Source organism: Amycolatopsis sp. VC5-11, assembly GCF_037034185.1.
GTDB lineage: Bacteria > Actinomycetota > Actinomycetes > Mycobacteriales > Pseudonocardiaceae > Amycolatopsis > Amycolatopsis nivea.
In genome coordinates this window covers 76,335-92,852 of sequence record NZ_JBAGKF010000019.1, presented here as the reverse complement: position 1 = coordinate 92,852, position 16,518 = coordinate 76,335, and the positions used below count along the sequence as shown (strand labels likewise).

General features: G+C 70.1%; 14 protein-coding genes. 6 read left to right on the top strand and 8 right to left on the bottom strand.

From position 1 onward, the window contains the following. Positions 1-17: 17 nt before the first annotated feature. The 5 genes from WA670_RS37435 to WA670_RS37415 all read right to left on the bottom strand — a co-directional run bounded on the left by WA670_RS37435 (position 18) and on the right by WA670_RS37415 (position 5,230). A complete protein-coding gene (locus tag WA670_RS37435; protein ID WP_336160995.1) occupies positions 18-1,502 on the bottom strand; it encodes an MFS transporter in 1,485 nt (494 codons plus the stop codon). Between the two features lie 87 nt (positions 1,503-1,589). Then, the gene (locus tag WA670_RS37430) at positions 1,590-1,715 is read right to left on the bottom strand and encodes a hypothetical protein (RefSeq protein WP_255807020.1); all 126 of its coding nucleotides are present in this window, start codon (positions 1,713-1,715) and stop codon (positions 1,590-1,592) included. A gap of 7 nt (positions 1,716-1,722) precedes the next feature. Further along, on the bottom strand, positions 1,723-2,727 hold the full coding sequence (locus WA670_RS37425) for a ferredoxin--NADP reductase (RefSeq protein WP_336160994.1): 1,005 nt from the start codon (positions 2,725-2,727) through the stop codon (positions 1,723-1,725). After that, positions 2,724-4,370, bottom strand: a complete 1,647-nt coding sequence (locus tag WA670_RS37420; protein ID WP_336161042.1) for an FAD-binding protein — start codon at positions 4,368-4,370, stop codon at positions 2,724-2,726. Before WA670_RS37420 ends, WA670_RS37425 begins: the two co-directional genes overlap by 4 nt. Next, positions 4,370-5,230 (bottom strand): alpha/beta fold hydrolase, encoded by an 861-nt coding sequence (locus WA670_RS37415; protein WP_238605502.1) that lies wholly within the window; start codon positions 5,228-5,230, stop codon positions 4,370-4,372. Before WA670_RS37415 ends, WA670_RS37420 begins: the two co-directional genes overlap by 1 nt. A 129-nt stretch (positions 5,231-5,359) precedes the next feature. Between WA670_RS37415 and WA670_RS37410 the strand changes: the two genes are divergently transcribed. Continuing rightward, positions 5,360-5,890: a flavin reductase family protein gene (locus WA670_RS37410; protein ID WP_336160993.1), complete on the top strand. Its 531-nt coding sequence runs from the start codon at positions 5,360-5,362 to the stop codon at positions 5,888-5,890. Positions 5,891-5,935: 45 nt separating this feature from the next. On the opposite strand, the gene WA670_RS37405 is transcribed toward WA670_RS37410, so the two are convergent. The 3 genes from WA670_RS37405 to WA670_RS37395 are packed head-to-tail and all read right to left on the bottom strand — an operon-like array spanning position 5,936 to position 10,158. Further along, positions 5,936-7,420, bottom strand: a complete 1,485-nt coding sequence (locus WA670_RS37405; protein WP_336160992.1) for an aldehyde dehydrogenase — start codon at positions 7,418-7,420, stop codon at positions 5,936-5,938. A gap of 24 nt (positions 7,421-7,444) precedes the next feature. Then, a complete protein-coding gene (locus WA670_RS37400) occupies positions 7,445-8,755 on the bottom strand; it encodes an MFS transporter (protein WP_336160991.1) in 1,311 nt (436 codons plus the stop codon). A gap of 17 nt (positions 8,756-8,772) precedes the next feature. Then, positions 8,773-10,158: an FAD-binding protein gene (locus WA670_RS37395; protein WP_336160990.1), complete on the bottom strand. Its 1,386-nt coding sequence runs from the start codon at positions 10,156-10,158 to the stop codon at positions 8,773-8,775. A 155-nt stretch (positions 10,159-10,313) separates the two neighbouring features. Between WA670_RS37395 and WA670_RS37390 the strand changes: the two genes are divergently transcribed. The 5 genes from WA670_RS37390 to WA670_RS37370 are packed head-to-tail and all read left to right on the top strand — an operon-like array spanning position 10,314 to position 15,971. Then, entirely contained in the window at positions 10,314-11,090 is a 777-nt protein-coding gene (locus WA670_RS37390) for an IclR family transcriptional regulator (protein ID WP_037812737.1), read from the top strand. Further along, a complete protein-coding gene (locus WA670_RS37385; protein ID WP_336160989.1) occupies positions 11,087-12,292 on the top strand; it encodes a CaiB/BaiF CoA transferase family protein in 1,206 nt (401 codons plus the stop codon). The genes WA670_RS37390 and WA670_RS37385 overlap by 4 nt, the downstream gene beginning before the upstream one ends. Then, the gene (locus WA670_RS37380; protein ID WP_336160988.1) at positions 12,289-13,131 is read left to right on the top strand and encodes a citryl-CoA lyase; all 843 of its coding nucleotides are present in this window, start codon (positions 12,289-12,291) and stop codon (positions 13,129-13,131) included. The genes WA670_RS37385 and WA670_RS37380 overlap by 4 nt, the downstream gene beginning before the upstream one ends. Further along, positions 13,128-15,671 carry an aconitate hydratase AcnA gene (gene acnA / locus WA670_RS37375; protein WP_336160987.1) on the top strand — a complete coding sequence of 848 codons (2,544 nt, stop codon included), beginning with the start codon at positions 13,128-13,130 and terminating at the stop codon, positions 15,669-15,671. Before WA670_RS37380 ends, acnA begins: the two co-directional genes overlap by 4 nt. Positions 15,672-15,686: 15 nt before the next feature. Beyond that, a complete protein-coding gene (locus WA670_RS37370) occupies positions 15,687-15,971 on the top strand; it encodes a hypothetical protein (RefSeq protein ID WP_134667729.1) in 285 nt (94 codons plus the stop codon). Positions 15,972-16,518 lie beyond the last annotated feature (547 nt).

Sequence of the window (16,518 nt, the reverse complement as noted above, 5' to 3'; positions counted from 1 at the left end):
ACGCAGTATGGCCGCTGTCAGGCCTGCGCGACCGCCACCCGGGCAGCCGTGTCGCTTTCCTCGACCAGCCCGCCCTGCGCGGGTTTGCGCCCGTGCTTCATCACCAGGATGATCGCCACCCCGACGATGCCGACGACACCCGCCCACAGGTACGACTGGGTGAACGCGGCGTCGCCGTAGATCACCGCGTGCGACTGGGGCAGCGTCATCCGGACGTGCCCGGACATGATCGCTCCGGTCACCGTCACCGCGGCCGACGCCGCCAGCATCGCGATCACGCCCGCGATGCAGTTGCCCGCGCCGCCGAGCCGCGCGGGCAGGGCGTCCTGCAGCAGGTTCGCGTTGGAGGAATGCAGGAACCCGACCGCGAATCCGGCGACGAAGCTGGTGATCGCGACCTGCCACTGCACGGTGAACATCCGCGAGCCGAGGAACATCACCACGAGGAAGCACAGGCTGGACGCGAGCAGCACCTGCCGCGCGCCGATCCGCTTGGACAGGTAGCCGCCGAGCGGGCCGACGACCATGCCGACGACGCCGAGCGGGAACGTCCACAGTGCCAGTTGCAGCGCGGAAAGTCCGACGCCGTAAGTGTTTCCGGGGATGTGCGGCGTCTCGAACATGGTCGGGCTGAGGATGCTGTGCGCGTTCATCATGTACGACACCAGCCCGACCGCGACCACCGTCGGCAGGAATTTGCGGCCGACGAGCACCCGCAGGTCGATCAGCGGTTCCTTGGCCTTCAGCTCGCGCAGCACGAACGCGGCCAGCAGCAGCACCCCGAGACCGAACGCGCCGACAGTGGTCGTCGAGCCCCAGCCCCACGTCCCGCCTTTGCCGACCGCCACGAGCAGAATGCCGAGGCTCGCACCGAGCAGAATGGCACCGAGAATGTCGAACGACGATTTCACCCGCACCGTGCTTTCCGGCACCAGCCACGCGTGGAGCGGAAGCAGCACGCCGACGTAGATGACCATGAACCAGAACACGCTGCGGAAACCGAAATTGTCGATCAGCGCTCCGGCGAGAAACGGCCCGGCGACCGCGCCCATGCCAATCCCGGTGACCACCGAACCGAGCGCGATCGGCACGTACGAGCGCGGGATGACGTCGCGGACGAGTGCGTAGGAAATGTTCACGATGCCGACCAGGCTGCCCTGCAGCAGTCGGCCGATCAACAGGACGGCGAACACGTCGGTCGTCGCGCAGAGGATGCTGCCGAGCAGGAAGATCGCGCCCATCACGAGGATGATCCGCTTCTTGCCGTAGCGGTCGGCGGCCTTGCCCGCGAGCGGCAGCACGACCGCGCCGGCGAGGGTCACCACCGAGGCCGCCTGCGCCACGTCGAGGGTCCGGAAATGCGCGGCCATCCCGGGCAGCGCCGGATACACCATGAGGATTTCGAACGTGGCTATTTCGGAGAGCAGAATGATCAGCGCGCAGACCGCGATGATCCGCCCGCGGGAAACAGGTCCGTTCGCCGGATTCAGGTCGAGTGCCATGCCGGTCCCTTTCCAGAAGTGATCAGGGGAATCCCCGCCGGAATACGAGGTCCCGCGCTGATGAGGCCGGAATCGACGTGAGCGTAATCACGGCCGCCGCACCGCCCTCGCACGATCCCGCTCACCGGGAGTCCGCGTCAGATGGGCGACATTGAGGACCACGTCGATGCCGCCGAGTTCAGCCGCCGCGGCCGAGATCGCGGACCGGTCCATGCCCACCTCACTGAACCTCGTACGTAACCTTGACCTCGTCCGTCCTAGGCCGGGCCTGACAGGCCAGGATCAACCCCTCCGCAAGATCCCGGTCATCCAGGACTTCGTTGTGCGCCAGATCCACTTCACCGCTCACGAGCACGCAAGCACAGGCACTGCACGCACCCTCCCGGCACGAGAACGGCGCGTCCAAACCAGCGGCCAGGAGGACATCGAGCAACGCATTCTCCCGTGGCCAAAGCAAGGTCCGCGTTTCCCCGTCAAGCTCGACCTCCACCGTGCTCGCGGGACCGTTATCGTCCACCTCCACCGCCGCGAACGGATCGCCCGTGAGCGACGTGAACCGTTCTACCGTAATGCTTTCCACGCCAAGTCCATTAAGGACCGTTGAAGCCAAATCCATGAACGGGCCCGGTCCACAAAGGAACGCTTCCCGATCTCGGTACGGCGCGGTCAACGCCCGAAGCCCGGCCTCGGTCGGCAAGCCCTGCACTGACTCCAGCCAGTGCAGCACGGTCAACCGATCCGGATGCTCCTTCGCCAGCCGCAGCAAGTCGTCCCGGAAGATCACCGACTGCTCGTCCCTATTCGCGCACACCAGGGTCACGTGTCCGGACCCGGCCCGCAGGCAGGACTTCAGGATCGACAGCATCGGCGTGATCCCGCTTCCGGCAGCGAGCAGCAACACGTCGGCGTCGAGCGAATGCGGCGTGAACGTGCCCGATGGCCGCAGCACCTCCAGCACAGTCCCCTCGACCGCGTTGTCCACCAACCAATTCGACCCGTACCCGCCCGCGGTGCGCTTCACCGTGATTCTCGCTGGCTCGTCGCAATGCGGGGAACTGCACAGCGAATAGCACCGCGCGACACTGTCCTCAGTGGACGGAATCCGCACCGTGAGAAATTGACCGGGCAGGTAGGAAAAACTGCCGTCGATCGGTTCCAGGACCAGCGAATGCGCGTCAGCGGTCTCGCGGACCACCTCGGTCACCCGCACGCGCATCGCGTTCATGCCGAGCGCGCGGCCGCGTGCTGCGCCGCGAGATAGCCGAAGACGATCGACGGTCCGATCGTCGCGCCTGGACCGGCGTATTCGTTGCCCATCACCGCGGCGGTCGTGTTGCCGGTGGCGTACAGGCCGTCGATCGGCGAGCCGTCCTCCCGCAGGACCCGGCTGTTCTCGTCGCACACCAGGCCGCCCTTGGTGCCGAGGTCGCCGACCTCGATGCGGAACGCGTAATACGGACCTCGCTCGATCACGTCGAGACACGGGTTCGGCAGCGTCGGATCGCCGTAATACCGGTCGTAGGCGGAATTCCCGCGGCCGAAGTCCGAGTCCGCTCCGGCGCGGGCAAAGCCGTTGAACCGCTTCACCGTTTCCGTCAATGCGTCGGCCGGAACGCCGGTCTTCTCAGCCAGCCCAGCGAGAGTGTCCGCACGGTGCGCGATGCCCGCCGCGTAGTACGGCTCCGGAATCGGCGCGCCCGGCAAAATCTGTGCGAACGGGTATCGCGCCCGGGCTTTGGCGTCCATGACGAACCAGGCGGGCACGTGTCCGCCCTCGAGCTGGGCGTGCACGAAGGTGACGTACGGCGCGGACTCGTTGGTGAACCGCGTGCCCTCAGCCGACACGATGACCGAACGCGGGATCGACCGCTCGGATACCAGCGGCACGACTGCACCCGACGGGTGCCGCACGGACGGCATCCACCACGCGTCGTCCATCAGGTCGGTGGCCGCCCCGACGCCCAGCCCGGCCTCGATGCCGTCGCCGACGTTCTCGCGCGCACCGCCGCTGTAGTCGTCCCACGCGGCTTCCGGCAAATAGCGTTTCCGCAGATCAGCGCTGTGCTCGAAGCCGCCGGTCGCCAGCAGCACGCCACGGCGGGCACGGATCCGCCGCGGCACGCCGTCGTGCTCGGCGACGATGCCGGTCACCCTGCCGTCCTCGACGACCAGCTCGGTCATTGGCGACCGCAGCCACAGCGGTACCCCGGCGTCCTTCAACGCCATCCGCAACCGCGCGACCAGCGCACGACCGCCGGTCGCCATATGCCGGCGCCGCACCACGTTGGACGACACTCGCCAAGCAGCGATCACCGACGCCCACCGGCCGCGCCAAGTCCGCTTGACCATCGCCAGATCGTGGTAATCCTTCGCGGTGACCCACAGGCCGAGCGGACCCTTCATCGTGTTCGGCCGCTGGTACCGCTCGTCCTCGCCGAGCTGCCGGGTGTCGAACGGCTTCGCCTCGACCGACCGGCCGAGCGGGCGACCGCCCTCCATCTCCGGGTGGTAATCGGCGTATCCCTTCACCCAGAAGAACCGCAGCCACTTGCTTCTCTCCAGCAGCTCCATCGCCGCCGGACCGTGGTCCACATACGCGTCGAGCCGCTCAGCGGGCACCCGCCCCTCGGTGAGCAGATCGAGGTAGCGACGGATCGACGCACGGCTGTCGTCGTGCCCGGCCGCGCGCAGCGTCGGGTTGTTCGGGATCCAGATGCCGCCGCCGGAAATCCCGGTGGAACCGCCGTACATCGCGCCCTTCTCGACGACCAGCACGTCCAGCCCGGCCGCCGCGGCGGTCAGCGCCGCGGTCATCCCGCCGCCGCCCGAGCCGACGACGACGAAGTCGTATTCGGCGTCCCAGACCATCACTCGCCGTCCTTCCGGAGCAGGAACGCGAGGACAGCGCTTTCCCACGCGTCCTTCTGCTCGATCATCGTCCAGTGGCCGCAGTTCGGGAGAATGTGCAGTTCCGCGTGGGGAATGGTGCGCATCGGAATCAGCGCCATGTCGAGCGGGCTGACCCGATCGTCGCGGCCCCACGTGATGAGCGTGCGGGCGCGGATCTTGCGCAGCGTCGCCCACAGCGGGGTGACGTCGAAAGCCGCGGCCGCCTGCGCCTGCAGCACCCCTTTGCCGTACATTTTCTTGGCGCTGGCCAAGGAATCCGGCGCGGTAGCCAGCTTCCACCGCTCCTCGATCAGCTCTTCGGTGATCAGGCCGCGGTCGAACACCATCGAGTTCAGCCACTGCACGAGCCGCTCGCGCGTCGGGTCATCGACGAACTCGGTCAGCAGGTTGATGCCCTCGCCCGGCGCCGGGCTGAAGATGTTCGTGCCCATCCCGCCGACGGTCACCAGCCGGCGAACCCGGTCCGGATGCTCGATCGCGATGCGGGTGGCGACGAATCCGCCCATGGAGTTGCCGACCAGGTCAGCGGCGGCGATGCCGAGCCCGTCGAGCAGGTCGAGCACCGCGCGTTCGGCGGCGGGCATCGGCGGCGCGTCGACCGGGTCGCTCACGCCGAAGCCGGGGAATTCCAGGATCAGGCACCGGAAACGCGCGGCGAACGACGGCAGGTTCGCGCGGAAGTTCTGCCATCCGGTGACGCCGGGACCGGATCCGTGCAGCAGCACGACCGGCGGGCCGTCGCCTGCTTCGTGGTAGCGCAGCACGCCCCGGTCGGTGCGAAGTTCGCGCAGCGTCGCGTCGTGGCTCAGTTCCGGCATGGCTGACCTCTTGCTCGTGGGTGCGGGATGCCGCCGAAGCTAGCCAGCCGCCGAACCCGCGCGCGGCGGAAGTCCCGGTCACCGAGAGAGCCGGGATCAGGGTTCGCCCGCGGCTTTTACCGTCGAGTCATGCAAGCCACCGAAGCACCGAGCCCGCTGGAGATGCGCCGCGCACTGAGCCGGTTCGCCAGCGGGGTCACCGTGGTGACCGGCGTCGACCACGACGAGGCGGTGGGGTTCACCTGCCAGTCCTTCACGTCGGTGTCGCTGGAACCGCCGCTGGTGCTGTTCTGCGCCGACCGCGGCGGCCGAGCGTGGCCGCGCATCCGCTCCGCTGGACGGTTCTGCGTCAACGTGCTCGCCGAACCGCAAGCCGATCTCTGCGCCCGCTTCGGATCCCGCCGCGGGCTTCGCTTCGAAGGACTGGATTGGGAGCTTTCCCGCTGGGGCACGCCGGAATTGCCCGGCGTTCTGCTGCGCGTGCACGCCGAGATCGAGACCGTGCACCGCGCGGGAGACCACGACGTCGTCCTCGGCCGGGTGCTCGCACTCGACCCCGGAACCGAAGACCGGCCGATGATTTTCTACCGCGGCGATTTCGGCGTCGAAGGAAGTCCGGACGAGGTTCCGGGTTATCTCTGGGGGTGGAGCGACCGCTGAGCCGCGCCGACGGCGAGCCCTCGTCAGCGCGGCCTCGGTCGCCGCTCAGGCGCGCGGGTTGAACGGGTCGGCGATGCGGTTGCCGGTGTCGATCCACGCGGTTTTGACCTCGGTGTACTCCTCGATCGCGTGGAACCCGTTCTCCCGCCCGATGCCGCTTTCCTTGAACCCGCCGAACGGGGCCACGTAGTTCGTCTTGCGGTAGTTGTTCACCCAGACGCTGCCCGCGCGCAGGCGGCGGATCATCCGGTGCGCGCGGGCGACGTCGCGGGTCCAGACGCCGGCCGCCAGCCCGAACGCGGTGTCGTTGGCGATGCGGACGGCGTCGTCCTCGTCCCGGAACTTGATGACGACGGCGACCGGCCCGAACACCTCCTCGCGGGCGATCCGCATGTCGTTGGCGACCCCGGTGAACACGGTCGGGCGGACGAACAATCCCTTGCTCAGCGCGGGATCCTCGGGCCGGCCGCCGCCTGCCGCCAGATGTGCGCCGTCAGCCTTGGCGACCTCGATGTAGTGCAGCACCTTGTCGTACTGCGCCTGGCAGGCGACCGTGCCCATCTCGGTGTCCGGGTCGAGCGGGTCGCCGAGTTTGATCCGCTCGGTGCGCTCGATCAGCGCGGCGGCGAACTCGTCGTGGACGTCCTCGTGGACGAGGACCCGGGACCCGGCCATGCACGTCTGCCCGGTGGCGGCGAAGATCCCCGCGACGACGCCGTTGACCGCGTTGTCCAGATCGGCGTCCGGGAACACGATGTTCGGGGATTTCCCGCCCAGCTCCAGCGAAACGCGGGCGAGCCGTTCCGCCGCGGTCACCGCGATCTTCTTGCCCACCGCGGTGGATCCGGTGAAAGCGATCTTGTCGACGCCGCGGTGCCCGGCGAGCGCGGCGCCTGCCTCGCCCGCGCCGGTGACGACATTGACGACCCCGTCCGGGAACCCGGCCTCCTGGATCAGCCTGGCCAGCACCAACGTGGACACCGGTGTGACCTCGGAGGGCTTGACCACTACCGTGTTCCCGGCGGCGAGCGCGGGACACAGCTTCCACAGCAGGAGCGCCAGCGGACTGTTCCACGGCGTGATGGCCGCGACCACGCCGATCGGCTCGCGCACCGTGAACACCTGCATGTTGGGCACACTGCTGGCGAGCGTCTCCCCCACCGGAGCTTCGGCCACGCCCGCGAAGAAGTAGCAGTGGTTGGCCAGCGCGGCGGTCTGACCGGCGACCTCGCGGATGAGCTTGCCGTTTTCGAGCACCTGGATGCGGGCGAGTTCGTCGGCGTTTTCCTTGATGAGGTCGCCGAATTTCCGCAGCAGAGCGGCGCGTCGCAACGGGGTCGACTGCGCCCACGGTCCCTCGTCGAACGCGCGCCGGGCCGCGGTGACCGCGTCGTCGACGTCCTGGACCGTGGCGGCGGGCACGTGCGCCCACTCCTGGCCGTCGAACGGGTTGACCGACGGGAAGGTGGCGCCGTCGGACGCGACGCGCCATTTTCCGTCGATCAGCATCTCGTAGTTCTCGGTGGACATGAAAGCAGTTCTCCCAACAGGTGTTCAGGCGGAGGCGGAGACGGCCGGTTCGGTCGCCCGGGCGGCGGACCGCCGACGGCGCGAAGTACCGGCGACGGCGACAAGCGAGATGGCAGCGGCGACGACGGTCAGCAGCGCGAGAGGCCACCACCGGGTGCCGTTGCCGACCACGGCTTCGGCGATGAAAGGCGTGGGAGCGCTGAAGATCAGCGCCCCGAGTGCGTTGCTCAGCGCGGTGCCGCTGTAGCGGACGCGGGTGTCGAACTGGTCGGCGATCACGCTGGAAATCACGGAGTACACGGTGGCGTGCGCGCCCAGCATCATGACGGTGATCACGACACCGGTGACGACCGGGTGATCGCCGTCCAGCAACCAGAAGAACGGGAACACGGCGACGGCGGTGAACGCGATTCCGCCGAGCAGCACCGGGCGCGCGCCGATCCGGTCGCTCACCGAGGCCACGAGCGGCAGTGCGAGCAGGTCGACGGCGGCCGCGATCATCACGATGAGCAGTGCGGTGTTGCGGGGCATGCCCAGCGACGCCGTCGCGTAGGTCAGGAAGTACACCGAGATCAGGTAGAAGACGACGTTGACCGACGCCTGCACGCCGGTGCCGGCGGCAAGCCCGCGCAGCGCACCGGTGAATACTTCGCGCAGCGGCAGCCGCGCCGTCCGCCCGGCCGACTTGAGCTCGCTGAACTGCTCCGGTTCGGCGACTCCGAGCCGGATCACCAGTCCCACGCCGACGAGCACGAAACCGGCGAGGAACGGGATCCGCCAGCCCCAGGCGAGCAACTGGTCGTCCGGCAGCGCCGACACCGCGGACATGACGGCCGTGGCGAGCACCAGGCCGAGCGGGCTGCCCATCTGCGGAGCGGACCCGAACAGCCGCCGGCGCGACGGCGGCGCGTGCTCGACCGACATCAGCACCGCGCCGCCCCATTCGCCGCCGACCGCGAGCCCCTGCAGCAGCCGCAACGCGATCAGCAGGATCGGGGCCGCGATGCCGATCGAGCGGTAGGTCGGCAGCACCCCGATCAGCCCGGTCGACGCGCCCATGACGCCCAGGGTCGCGATCAGCGTGGTCCGGCGGCCGAATTTGTCGCCGAGGTGGCCGAAGATCGCGGCTCCGATCGGCCGGGCGACGAACGCGACGCCGAGCGTGGCGAACGACGCCAGCCGTCCGCTGTGCGGGTCGGCCTCGGGGAAGAACAGCTCGCCGAAGACCAGGGCCGCGGCGAGCCCGTAGATGAAGAAGTCGAACCATTCGATGGTGGTGCCGACGAGGCTCGCGACGGCGGCGCGCCGGGACATGCTGCGGGTGGACGGGTTCATGGCTTTCTCCTGTGGCCTCAAGCCGCGGTGCTCGGGGTGGTGGAACGGGACGCCGCCGCTTCCCCGGCGACCCGGCCGAAGCAGAGGGCCCGCAGGACGGAGGTCGCGCCGGGGTATTTGCCGTGGTAGATCCCGGCGGTCTCGCCGACGGCGTACAGGCCGGGAATCGGTGCGCCGAGGCGGTCCACGACGCGGGCGTGTTCGTCGGTTTTGAGGCCGCCGAAGGTGAAGGTGATGGCGCAGGTGACCGGCCACGCGACGTAAGGCGGCTCGTCGATCGGGCGGGCCCAGTTGGATTTCGGCGGTTCGAGACCGCTGGTCGCGATCCCGTCGAGCGCGGTGACGTCGAGCGGGCCCGGCCGGGCCGCGGCGTTGTAGGCCTCGACGGTCGCCACGAGCGCGGCAGGGTCGAGATCGAGCCGCTGCGCCAGCGCTTCGAGGGTGTCCGCGGTTTCGGGCTCGCGGTCGGTCAGCACGGCGCGGGCGATGTCCCGGCGCACCAGTTTCTGGTCCGCGACGACGTAGGCGAACTGATCGGCGTCGCGCCAGATCCGGTAGGCCACCGACTCGAAGGTGTTGTCCGGGGTGTCGGAACCCTCGTCGAGGAACCGCTGCGCGCGGTGGTCGACCAGAATGCCGTACGGGTAGACCATGACCAGCGCTTCCGGCGAACGGGTGCGCGGATCGACCGGCTCGCCGTGGAAGCGCTCGAACTGGCCGTCCGTCGCCGCGCCCGCCCGCACGCCCATTTCGATGCCCTCGCCCTGGTTGGCGCGCCCGCCGGGAGCGATCGGCGCGAGTTCGTGCCCGCGCTCGCCGAGGTGGCGGTCGAGCAGTGCCGTGCTTCCTTCGAAACCGCCGCAGGCGAGCACCACCGTCGGCGCTTCCCACTGCGTGCCGTCCGCCGTGACGACGCCGGTCACCGCGCCGGTCTCGTCCTGGACGAGGTCGTGGGCGGCGGTGTTGTAGCGGATGGTCCCGCCGAGGGTTTCCACCCGCGCGGCAAGGGTTTCGACGATCGCCGCGCCGCCGCCGACGGGCATCAGCCGCGGGCCCTTCGAGGTCAGGAAGTAGGTCAGGTCCGGTTTGGTGGCGACGCCGTTCTCGTTGAGCCATTCCATCGTGGGCCGGGCCAGTGCGGCCAGCCTGCCGATGATCGCCGGATCGGTGCGTCCGCCGCTCAGGTCGCGCATCCGCGCGGAGAAGTCGGCAGCCGGTTCGCCGTCCGGTTCGAGCCGGAAGAACGCGCCGGTCCACGCGGTGTTGCCGCCGCGCTGCGCCTTCGACGTCCGTTCGAGCACGACGACCCGGCCTTCCGGACGGCATTCGAGAAACCGCACCGCGGTCGCGAGCCCGCCCGCGCCGCACCCCACCACGACCAGATCTGCCTGTTGTCGACTCACGAAACTCCCTTTCTCGTCCCGAGCGCGCCATTGAGCGGTTCAAGAATTCCGCTGTCCAGTCCGAGCATCGCGGAAAGTAGGAGAACACGCGCTCAAGTCTCAGTCAACCCACAACGTGGTTTACGCGAACCATCTGACGGTCTATGGTGGTGGACATGGCTGAGACTGGTACCGCTTCCACGCGGGTCGACGGCGGAGTGCGCAGCATCGCGAGAGCCGTCGAGGTGTTGGAACTGTTCGACGCGGCGCATCCGATCCGGCAGCTCCGCGAGCTGGTCGCGCTCACCGGCCTGCCGAAGACCACCGTCGTGCGGCTGCTCGCGACGCTCGAATCCCTGGGGCTGATCGTGGACCGCGGCGACTCCTCCTACGGCCCCGGCGCGGGTCTCCTCCGCTGGGTCAAGCTCGCGGAAGCGCTGTGGGAGGTGGGGCCGGAGGCGCGCCAGATCATGGCGCGGCTCGCCGAATCCTGCGGCGAGACCGTGAACGTCTACGTCCGCCGCGGCCTCGATCGGACCGCGATCGCCCAGGCCGAGGGCACCGCGACGGTCCGCAGCGTGGTCGCCGTCGGGGTGCCGTATCCGCTGGCGAGCGGAGCCAGCGCCAAGATCCTGCTCGGCGGCGCGCCGGACGAGGTGCTGCACGAGCTGGCCGGCCGCCGGTCCGGCCTCGAACTGGAGCCGCTGCGGCGGGAGGTCGCCAGCATCCGCGAGGCGGGCTACGCGGTGACGCACGGCGAACGCGAACTGGGCGCGTCGGCGGTGGCCGCCCCGATTTTCGCCAAGGACGGCCGGGTGATCGCGGCACTGTCCGCGAGCGGGCCGACCTCGCGCTTCACCGCCGATCGCGTCGGCCGCTACGTCGACGCGGTGACCGCGGCCGCCCGCGAGATCAGCGAAGCCGGGCTCGGCCCGGTGGAGGTGTTCCTGTGACCGCCGACCTGCTCGAGGGCGTGCGCGTCCTCGACCTCACCAACGTGCTGGCCGGTCCGTTCGCCGGGTACCAGCTCGCGCTGATGGGCGCCGAGGTGATCAAGGTCGAACCGCCCGGCACCGGCGACCTCGCCCGCCAGCTCGGCGCCGATCCGGAGCTGTCCGGCGAAGGGCTCGGCGTCTCGTTTCTCGCCCAGAACTCCGGAAAGCGGTCCGTGACGGTCGACCTCAAGAGCGAGGGAGGCAAGGACGTCTTCGCGAAGCTGGTGGCGCGCGCCGACGTGCTGCTGGAGAACTTCCGCCCCGGAGTGCTGGAGCGTCTCGGGTTCGGCTGGGACCGGCTGCGGGAAATCAACCCGAGCCTGGTCTACTGCGCCGTCTCGGGATTCGGCGCGACCGGGCCGATGCGGCGCAGGCCGGCTTACGACCAGGTCGTCCAAGGGCTTTCGGGCATCATGAGCGTGACCGGAACGCCGGAGGTCGCGCCGCTGCGAGTCGGGTTCCCGGTGTGCGACAGCTTCGGCGGGCTCGCCGCGGCGTTCGCGATCTCCTCGGCGCTGCTCCGCCAGCGCCGCACCGGCCAAGGAGCTTTCCTCGACACCTCGATGCTGGACGCCGCGCTCACCGCCATGGGCTGGGTGGTGTCGGATCATCTGATCGGCGGCCGCGAACCCGCTCCGATGGCCAACGAGAACATCACCTCCGCGCCGTCCGGCACGTTCGAGACCGGCGACGGCGCGCTCAACATCGCGGCGAACAAGCAGGAGCAGTACGAGATCCTCTGCCGGGTGCTCGGCCGCGAGGAGCTGATCAGCGACCCGAGGTTCGCCGTCCGCGAGGACCGCAAGCGCAACCGGGAGGCCCTGCGAGCGGAGCTGGAGACCTCCCTCAAGGAAAAGAGCGCGGCGGAGTGGGACGAGATCCTGCTGGAGGCCGGAGTACCGGCCGCGCCGGTGGTTTCCGTGCCCGAAGCACTGGCGTCGGAACAGATCGCGCACCGCGAACTCGTCACGACAGTCGAATCGCCCGCCGCGGCCGGCGGAGCGATGCGGGTGCTCGGCGCTCCCACCCGGGTCGACGGCGCACGGGTCGCCGCCGGCTCGCGACCGCCGCGGCTGGGCGAACACACCGACGCGATCCTGCGGGAACTGGGGTTCGCGGAACCCGAGATCGTCCGGCTGCGGGAGGAGAAGGCGGTATGACCTCCGCTCGCGAAGAAGCGGTCCGGGCGACGTCGACCCGGGACGTGACCGAATGGTGGTCCACCGCGGTCTCCGACATCGAGCCCGGGAGCATCCGGCTGCGCGGCTATCCGGTGCAGGACTTGATCTCCGGCGCGGGCTTCGCGGAGACGGTCTGGCTGATGGTGCGCGGGGAGCTTCCTGGCAAGGCACAGGCCACGCTGCTGGAGAAGGCCCTCGTCGCCGCGGTGGACCACGGCCCGCAGGCCCCGTCGATCGCCGCGGCGCGGATGGCGGCCACGTGCGGCGTCGGCCTGCACGGCGCGATGTCCACCGGCGTCGGCCTGCTCGGCGACGTGCACGGCGGCGCAGGACAGCAGTGCATGGAACTCCTCGGCCAGCTCCGCGCGGAGTCCGAAAAGGACGGTCTCGAGACCGCGGTCGCCAAGACGCTGTCGGACTTCCGCTCCCGCCGGCAGCACATACCCGGCTTCGGGCACCGGTTCCACCCGCGCGACCCGCGCCGCGACCCCCTGCTGGAGGCAGTGGCCGACCAAGCCGCGGCCGGAGTGGTCGAGGGGCGATTCCTCGCCGTCGCCAGGGAACTCGAACGGCAGCTGGCGGCCGGGCGGGCCAAGCCGGTCCCGATGAACATCGACGGGGCGACCGCCGTCGTCTACGCGGAACTCGGGTTCCCGCCGGAACTGGGCCGCGGGCTGTTCATCCTGTCCCGGTCGGTGGGGATCCTGTCCCACGCCTGGGAGGAAAGCCAGTCCGGACGCCGGATCAAGGGGCCGATCCCGCCGCCGCTGCTGCCCGCCTACACCGGGGCCTCCGAACGTCCGGTGCCGCAGCCGTGACCCTCGATTCGTTCCGCGCGCTGCGGCCGCTGCCCGGCGGCACCCGGTTCTTCAGCCTGCCCGCCGCCGAAGCGAACGGCGCGGGCCCGCTCGGCCGCTTGCCCTACTCCACCCGCGTCCTGGCGGAAAACGTGCTGCGGCACGAGAACGGCCGCACGGCGACGGCCGAGCACGTGCGCGCGCTGGCCCGCCGGGACACCGCCGCGGCGATCCCGTTCCACCCGGAACGGGTGCTGTTGCAGGATGCTTCGGGCATTCCTGTCCTCGCCGACCTGGTCGCGCTCGCCGAGCGGGCCGCCGGGCTCGGGCTCGACCCGGCGTCGGTCGCCCCGCGCAAGCGGATGGACCTGGTCGTCGACCACGCGCTGGAACTCGACACCGCGGGCTCTCCCCTGGCCGCCGCGACGAACCTCGACCGCGAGTACGCCCGCCACGCCGGCCGGTACCGGTTCCTCCGCTGGGCCCAGACCCGGTTTCCCGGCCTGCGGGTCGTCCCGCCCGGCATCGGGATCTGCCACCAGCTGAACCTCGAGGTGCTCGCCGACGTCGTCACGCCCGGCCCGCTCGCCGGGTTCGATTCCGTCGTCGGCACCGACAGCCACACCACGATGATCAACGGGCTGTCCGTGGCGGGCTGGGGAGCCGGCGGCATCGAGGCGACTGCCGCCGCTCTCGGCGAGCCTCTTTACCTGCGGGTGCCCGAGGTCGTCGGGGTCCGGTTGACCGGAACGGTCCGGCCGGGCGTGCTGGCGACCGACGTGGCGCTGACGCTCGCCGCGCTGCTGCGGACGCACGGGGTCGTGCAGCGGATCGTGGAGTTCCACGGACCCGGCCTCGCCGGTCTGGCCGTGCCCGACCGCGCGACCATCGCGAACATGGCACCCGAGTACGGCGCGACGATGGCTTATTTTCCCGCCGACACCCGCACGCTCGACTACCTTTCCGCGACTGGCCGCCCCGCCGGACCGGTGCGCGACTACCTTGCCGCGCAAGGGATGCTCTACGGAGCCGAGCCGGACTACGACGACGTGATCGAGCTGGACCTCGCCACGGTGGACCGGACGCTGGCCGGGCCGTCCCGCCCGCACCAGCCGCTCCGGCCCGCCGACCTGTACGACCCCGCGGCGGCCCGGCCCGGCTCTGGCGATCTGCCCGACGGAGCCGTGGTGATCGCCGCGATCACCAGCTGCACCATCACGTCCAACCCGCGGGCGATGGCTGCCGCTGGGTTGCTGGCTCGCAACGCCGTCGCCCGCGGCCTCGCAGTCGCCCCGTGGACGAAGACCTCGCTGACCCCCGGTTCGCAGGCCACCGCGGACCTGCTCGCCACTGCCGGCCTGCAACCGGCACTGGACGAACTGGGCTTCCAAGTCGCCGGATTCGGCTGCGGCACCTGCATGGGCAACTCCGGCCCGCTCCGTCCGGACGTCGCGCGGCAGATCGAGGCCCGCGATCTCGCCGTTTCCGCCGTGCTGTCGGGCAACCGGAACTTCCCCGGCCGGATCCACCCCGACGTGCGCAACGCCTATCTCGCCTCGCCTCCCCTGGTCGTCGCGTTCGCGCTCGCCGGGCGCACCACGATCGACCTGGACCGCGAACCGCTCGGCACCGCCCGCGACGGGAATCCCGTGCTGCTGGCGGACCTCTGGCCCGCCGAAGCGGACATCGACGCGGCCGCCGCGCTGGCGTCTCCCGGCGCGTTCTCGCCCATGACGACGGATCGCTGGCAGCGCCTGCCTCATCCGGACGACGAAAGCTACCAGTGGGAGGACGAAACGGGGACGATCCGGCGGCCGCCGTTCGCCGACGCCGAGGTCGCCAGGCCGGTCCGGGAGGGGGACATCCGAGGCGCGCGGCCGTTGCTCGTGCTCGGCGACGGCATCACGACCGACCACATCTCCCCGGTCTCGCGCATCCTGCCCGATTCGGCGGCGGGCCAGTGGCTCGCCGAACGCGGGGTGGCGCGCGAGGACCTCGGCACCTACAGCTCCCGGCGGCTCAACCACGAGGTGATGCTGCGCGGCGGTTTCGCCAACCCGCGGCTGCGCAACGAACTCGCCGGGGAGCGGCCCGGAGGCTGGACCCGCCTCCTCCCCGACGGCGACCTCGTACCGGTGCACGTCGCGGCCGCCGCCTACGCCGAGCGCGGCACTCCCGCGGTCGTCGTCGCCGGCCATTCCTACGGCGCCGGGTCGGCCCGCGACTGGGCCGCGAAGGTCACCCGGCTGCTCGGCGTGCAGGCGGTCCTCGCCCGGAGTTTCGAGCGCATCCATCGCACGAATCTCGTCGCGTTGGGCGTGCTGCCCGTCGAATGCCCTGAGCTGGGCGCGTTCGACGGCAGCGAGGAGTTCGACGTCCTCGGCCTGGAACACGGACCGCTCGTCAACGCCCCGCTCACCGTCGTCGTCCGCCGCGGCGGGCGGGCGGTGTCCGAACACCCCGCCGTCGCCCGCGTCGACACCGGTGCCGAGGACGAATGGATGCGCGCGGGCGGTCTGCTCGCCCGGCTGCTCAAGACCGCGCAACTCTCCCACCGTTGATTCGAAAGGTTTGTCATGCAGTTCATGGTTCTCAGCCGCCGCCGCACCGAGACGTTCGAGGAGGCCGACTTCGCCGAGGTCATCCCCGCCGAGACGGACCGGGTGCGCCGCCTCTACCTCGACGGGGTCGTCCGCCAGATCTGGCTGCGCGACGACCTCCCCGGCGCCTGCTTCGTCGTCGAAGCGCCGGACGAATCCACGGCCAGGTCCACAGTGGACGCTTTGCCGATGGCCAAGTCCGGGCTGTCGGAGTTCACAGTGATCCCGCTTCAGCCCTACCGAGGGTTCGGACCACGGTAAGACCGGTTCCGAACGCGCGGACCGGCCCGTCAGACTCAGCCCCACGGCAAACGGGTAGCCGCGACGTCGGGTCTCGAGGCACTCGTTCCTGCCACTCCCGACTCCCCGAAGGACACGGAGCCAGGCGCGCAGCCGACAACGCCGCAACCCGGGCCACCGGGGCCCGTGGCAGCCTGCTGTCCGGAACGGCTTCTCTCGGCCCGGCGACTGTTCCGGGTCGAGAGAGCGTCGCCGCCTCCACCCGCGAAACTCTCCGAGCGGGAAGCGACCCGCTCCGAAATACGACAGAAACGCATACGGCACACGCGTTTTCGGCTGAACTCCGCGCTGGGGGATCCGCCAAGACTCTTCTCTTCGCTCCCGGGTTCGCGGCTGTCGCGCCGGGAGAAACCTTGCTTTCGACACCTCACCATCATGTCGAACACCTGTTCGACACCGCATCGCTCGGCCAGGTAAATCCCGGTCACCCACTCGATACGGCACACCTCACCGCACGGAGTCATAGTGCGCACATCGCACCAAAACCAGCCACTCGCGAACCCCTCGC

Bases quoted from the DNA above. Each gene is read 5' to 3' on its own strand.
- WA670_RS37435 (WP_336160995.1), bottom strand. From the start codon at position 1,502: ATGGCACTCGACCTGAATCCGGCGAACGGACCTGTTTCCCGCGGGCGG.
- WA670_RS37420 (WP_336161042.1), bottom strand. From the start codon at position 4,370: ATGGTCTGGGACGCCGAATACGACTTCGTCGTCGTCGGCTCGGGCGGC.
- WA670_RS37430 (WP_255807020.1), bottom strand. From the start codon at position 1,715: ATGGACCGGTCCGCGATCTCGGCCGCGGCGGCTGAACTCGGCGGCATC.
- WA670_RS37400 (WP_336160991.1), bottom strand. From the start codon at position 8,755: ATGAACCCGTCCACCCGCAGCATGTCCCGGCGCGCCGCCGTCGCGAGC.
- WA670_RS37405 (WP_336160992.1), bottom strand. From the start codon at position 7,420: ATGTCCACCGAGAACTACGAGATGCTGATCGACGGAAAATGGCGCGTC.
- WA670_RS37380 (WP_336160988.1), top strand. From the start codon at position 12,289: ATGACCTCCGCTCGCGAAGAAGCGGTCCGGGCGACGTCGACCCGGGAC.
- WA670_RS37425 (WP_336160994.1), bottom strand. From the start codon at position 2,727: ATGAACGCGATGCGCGTGCGGGTGACCGAGGTGGTCCGCGAGACCGCT.
- WA670_RS37370 (WP_134667729.1), top strand. From the start codon at position 15,687: ATGCAGTTCATGGTTCTCAGCCGCCGCCGCACCGAGACGTTCGAGGAG.
- WA670_RS37390 (WP_037812737.1), top strand. From the start codon at position 10,314: ATGGCTGAGACTGGTACCGCTTCCACGCGGGTCGACGGCGGAGTGCGC.
- WA670_RS37410 (WP_336160993.1), top strand. From the start codon at position 5,360: ATGCAAGCCACCGAAGCACCGAGCCCGCTGGAGATGCGCCGCGCACTG.
- WA670_RS37415 (WP_238605502.1), bottom strand. From the start codon at position 5,230: ATGCCGGAACTGAGCCACGACGCGACGCTGCGCGAACTTCGCACCGAC.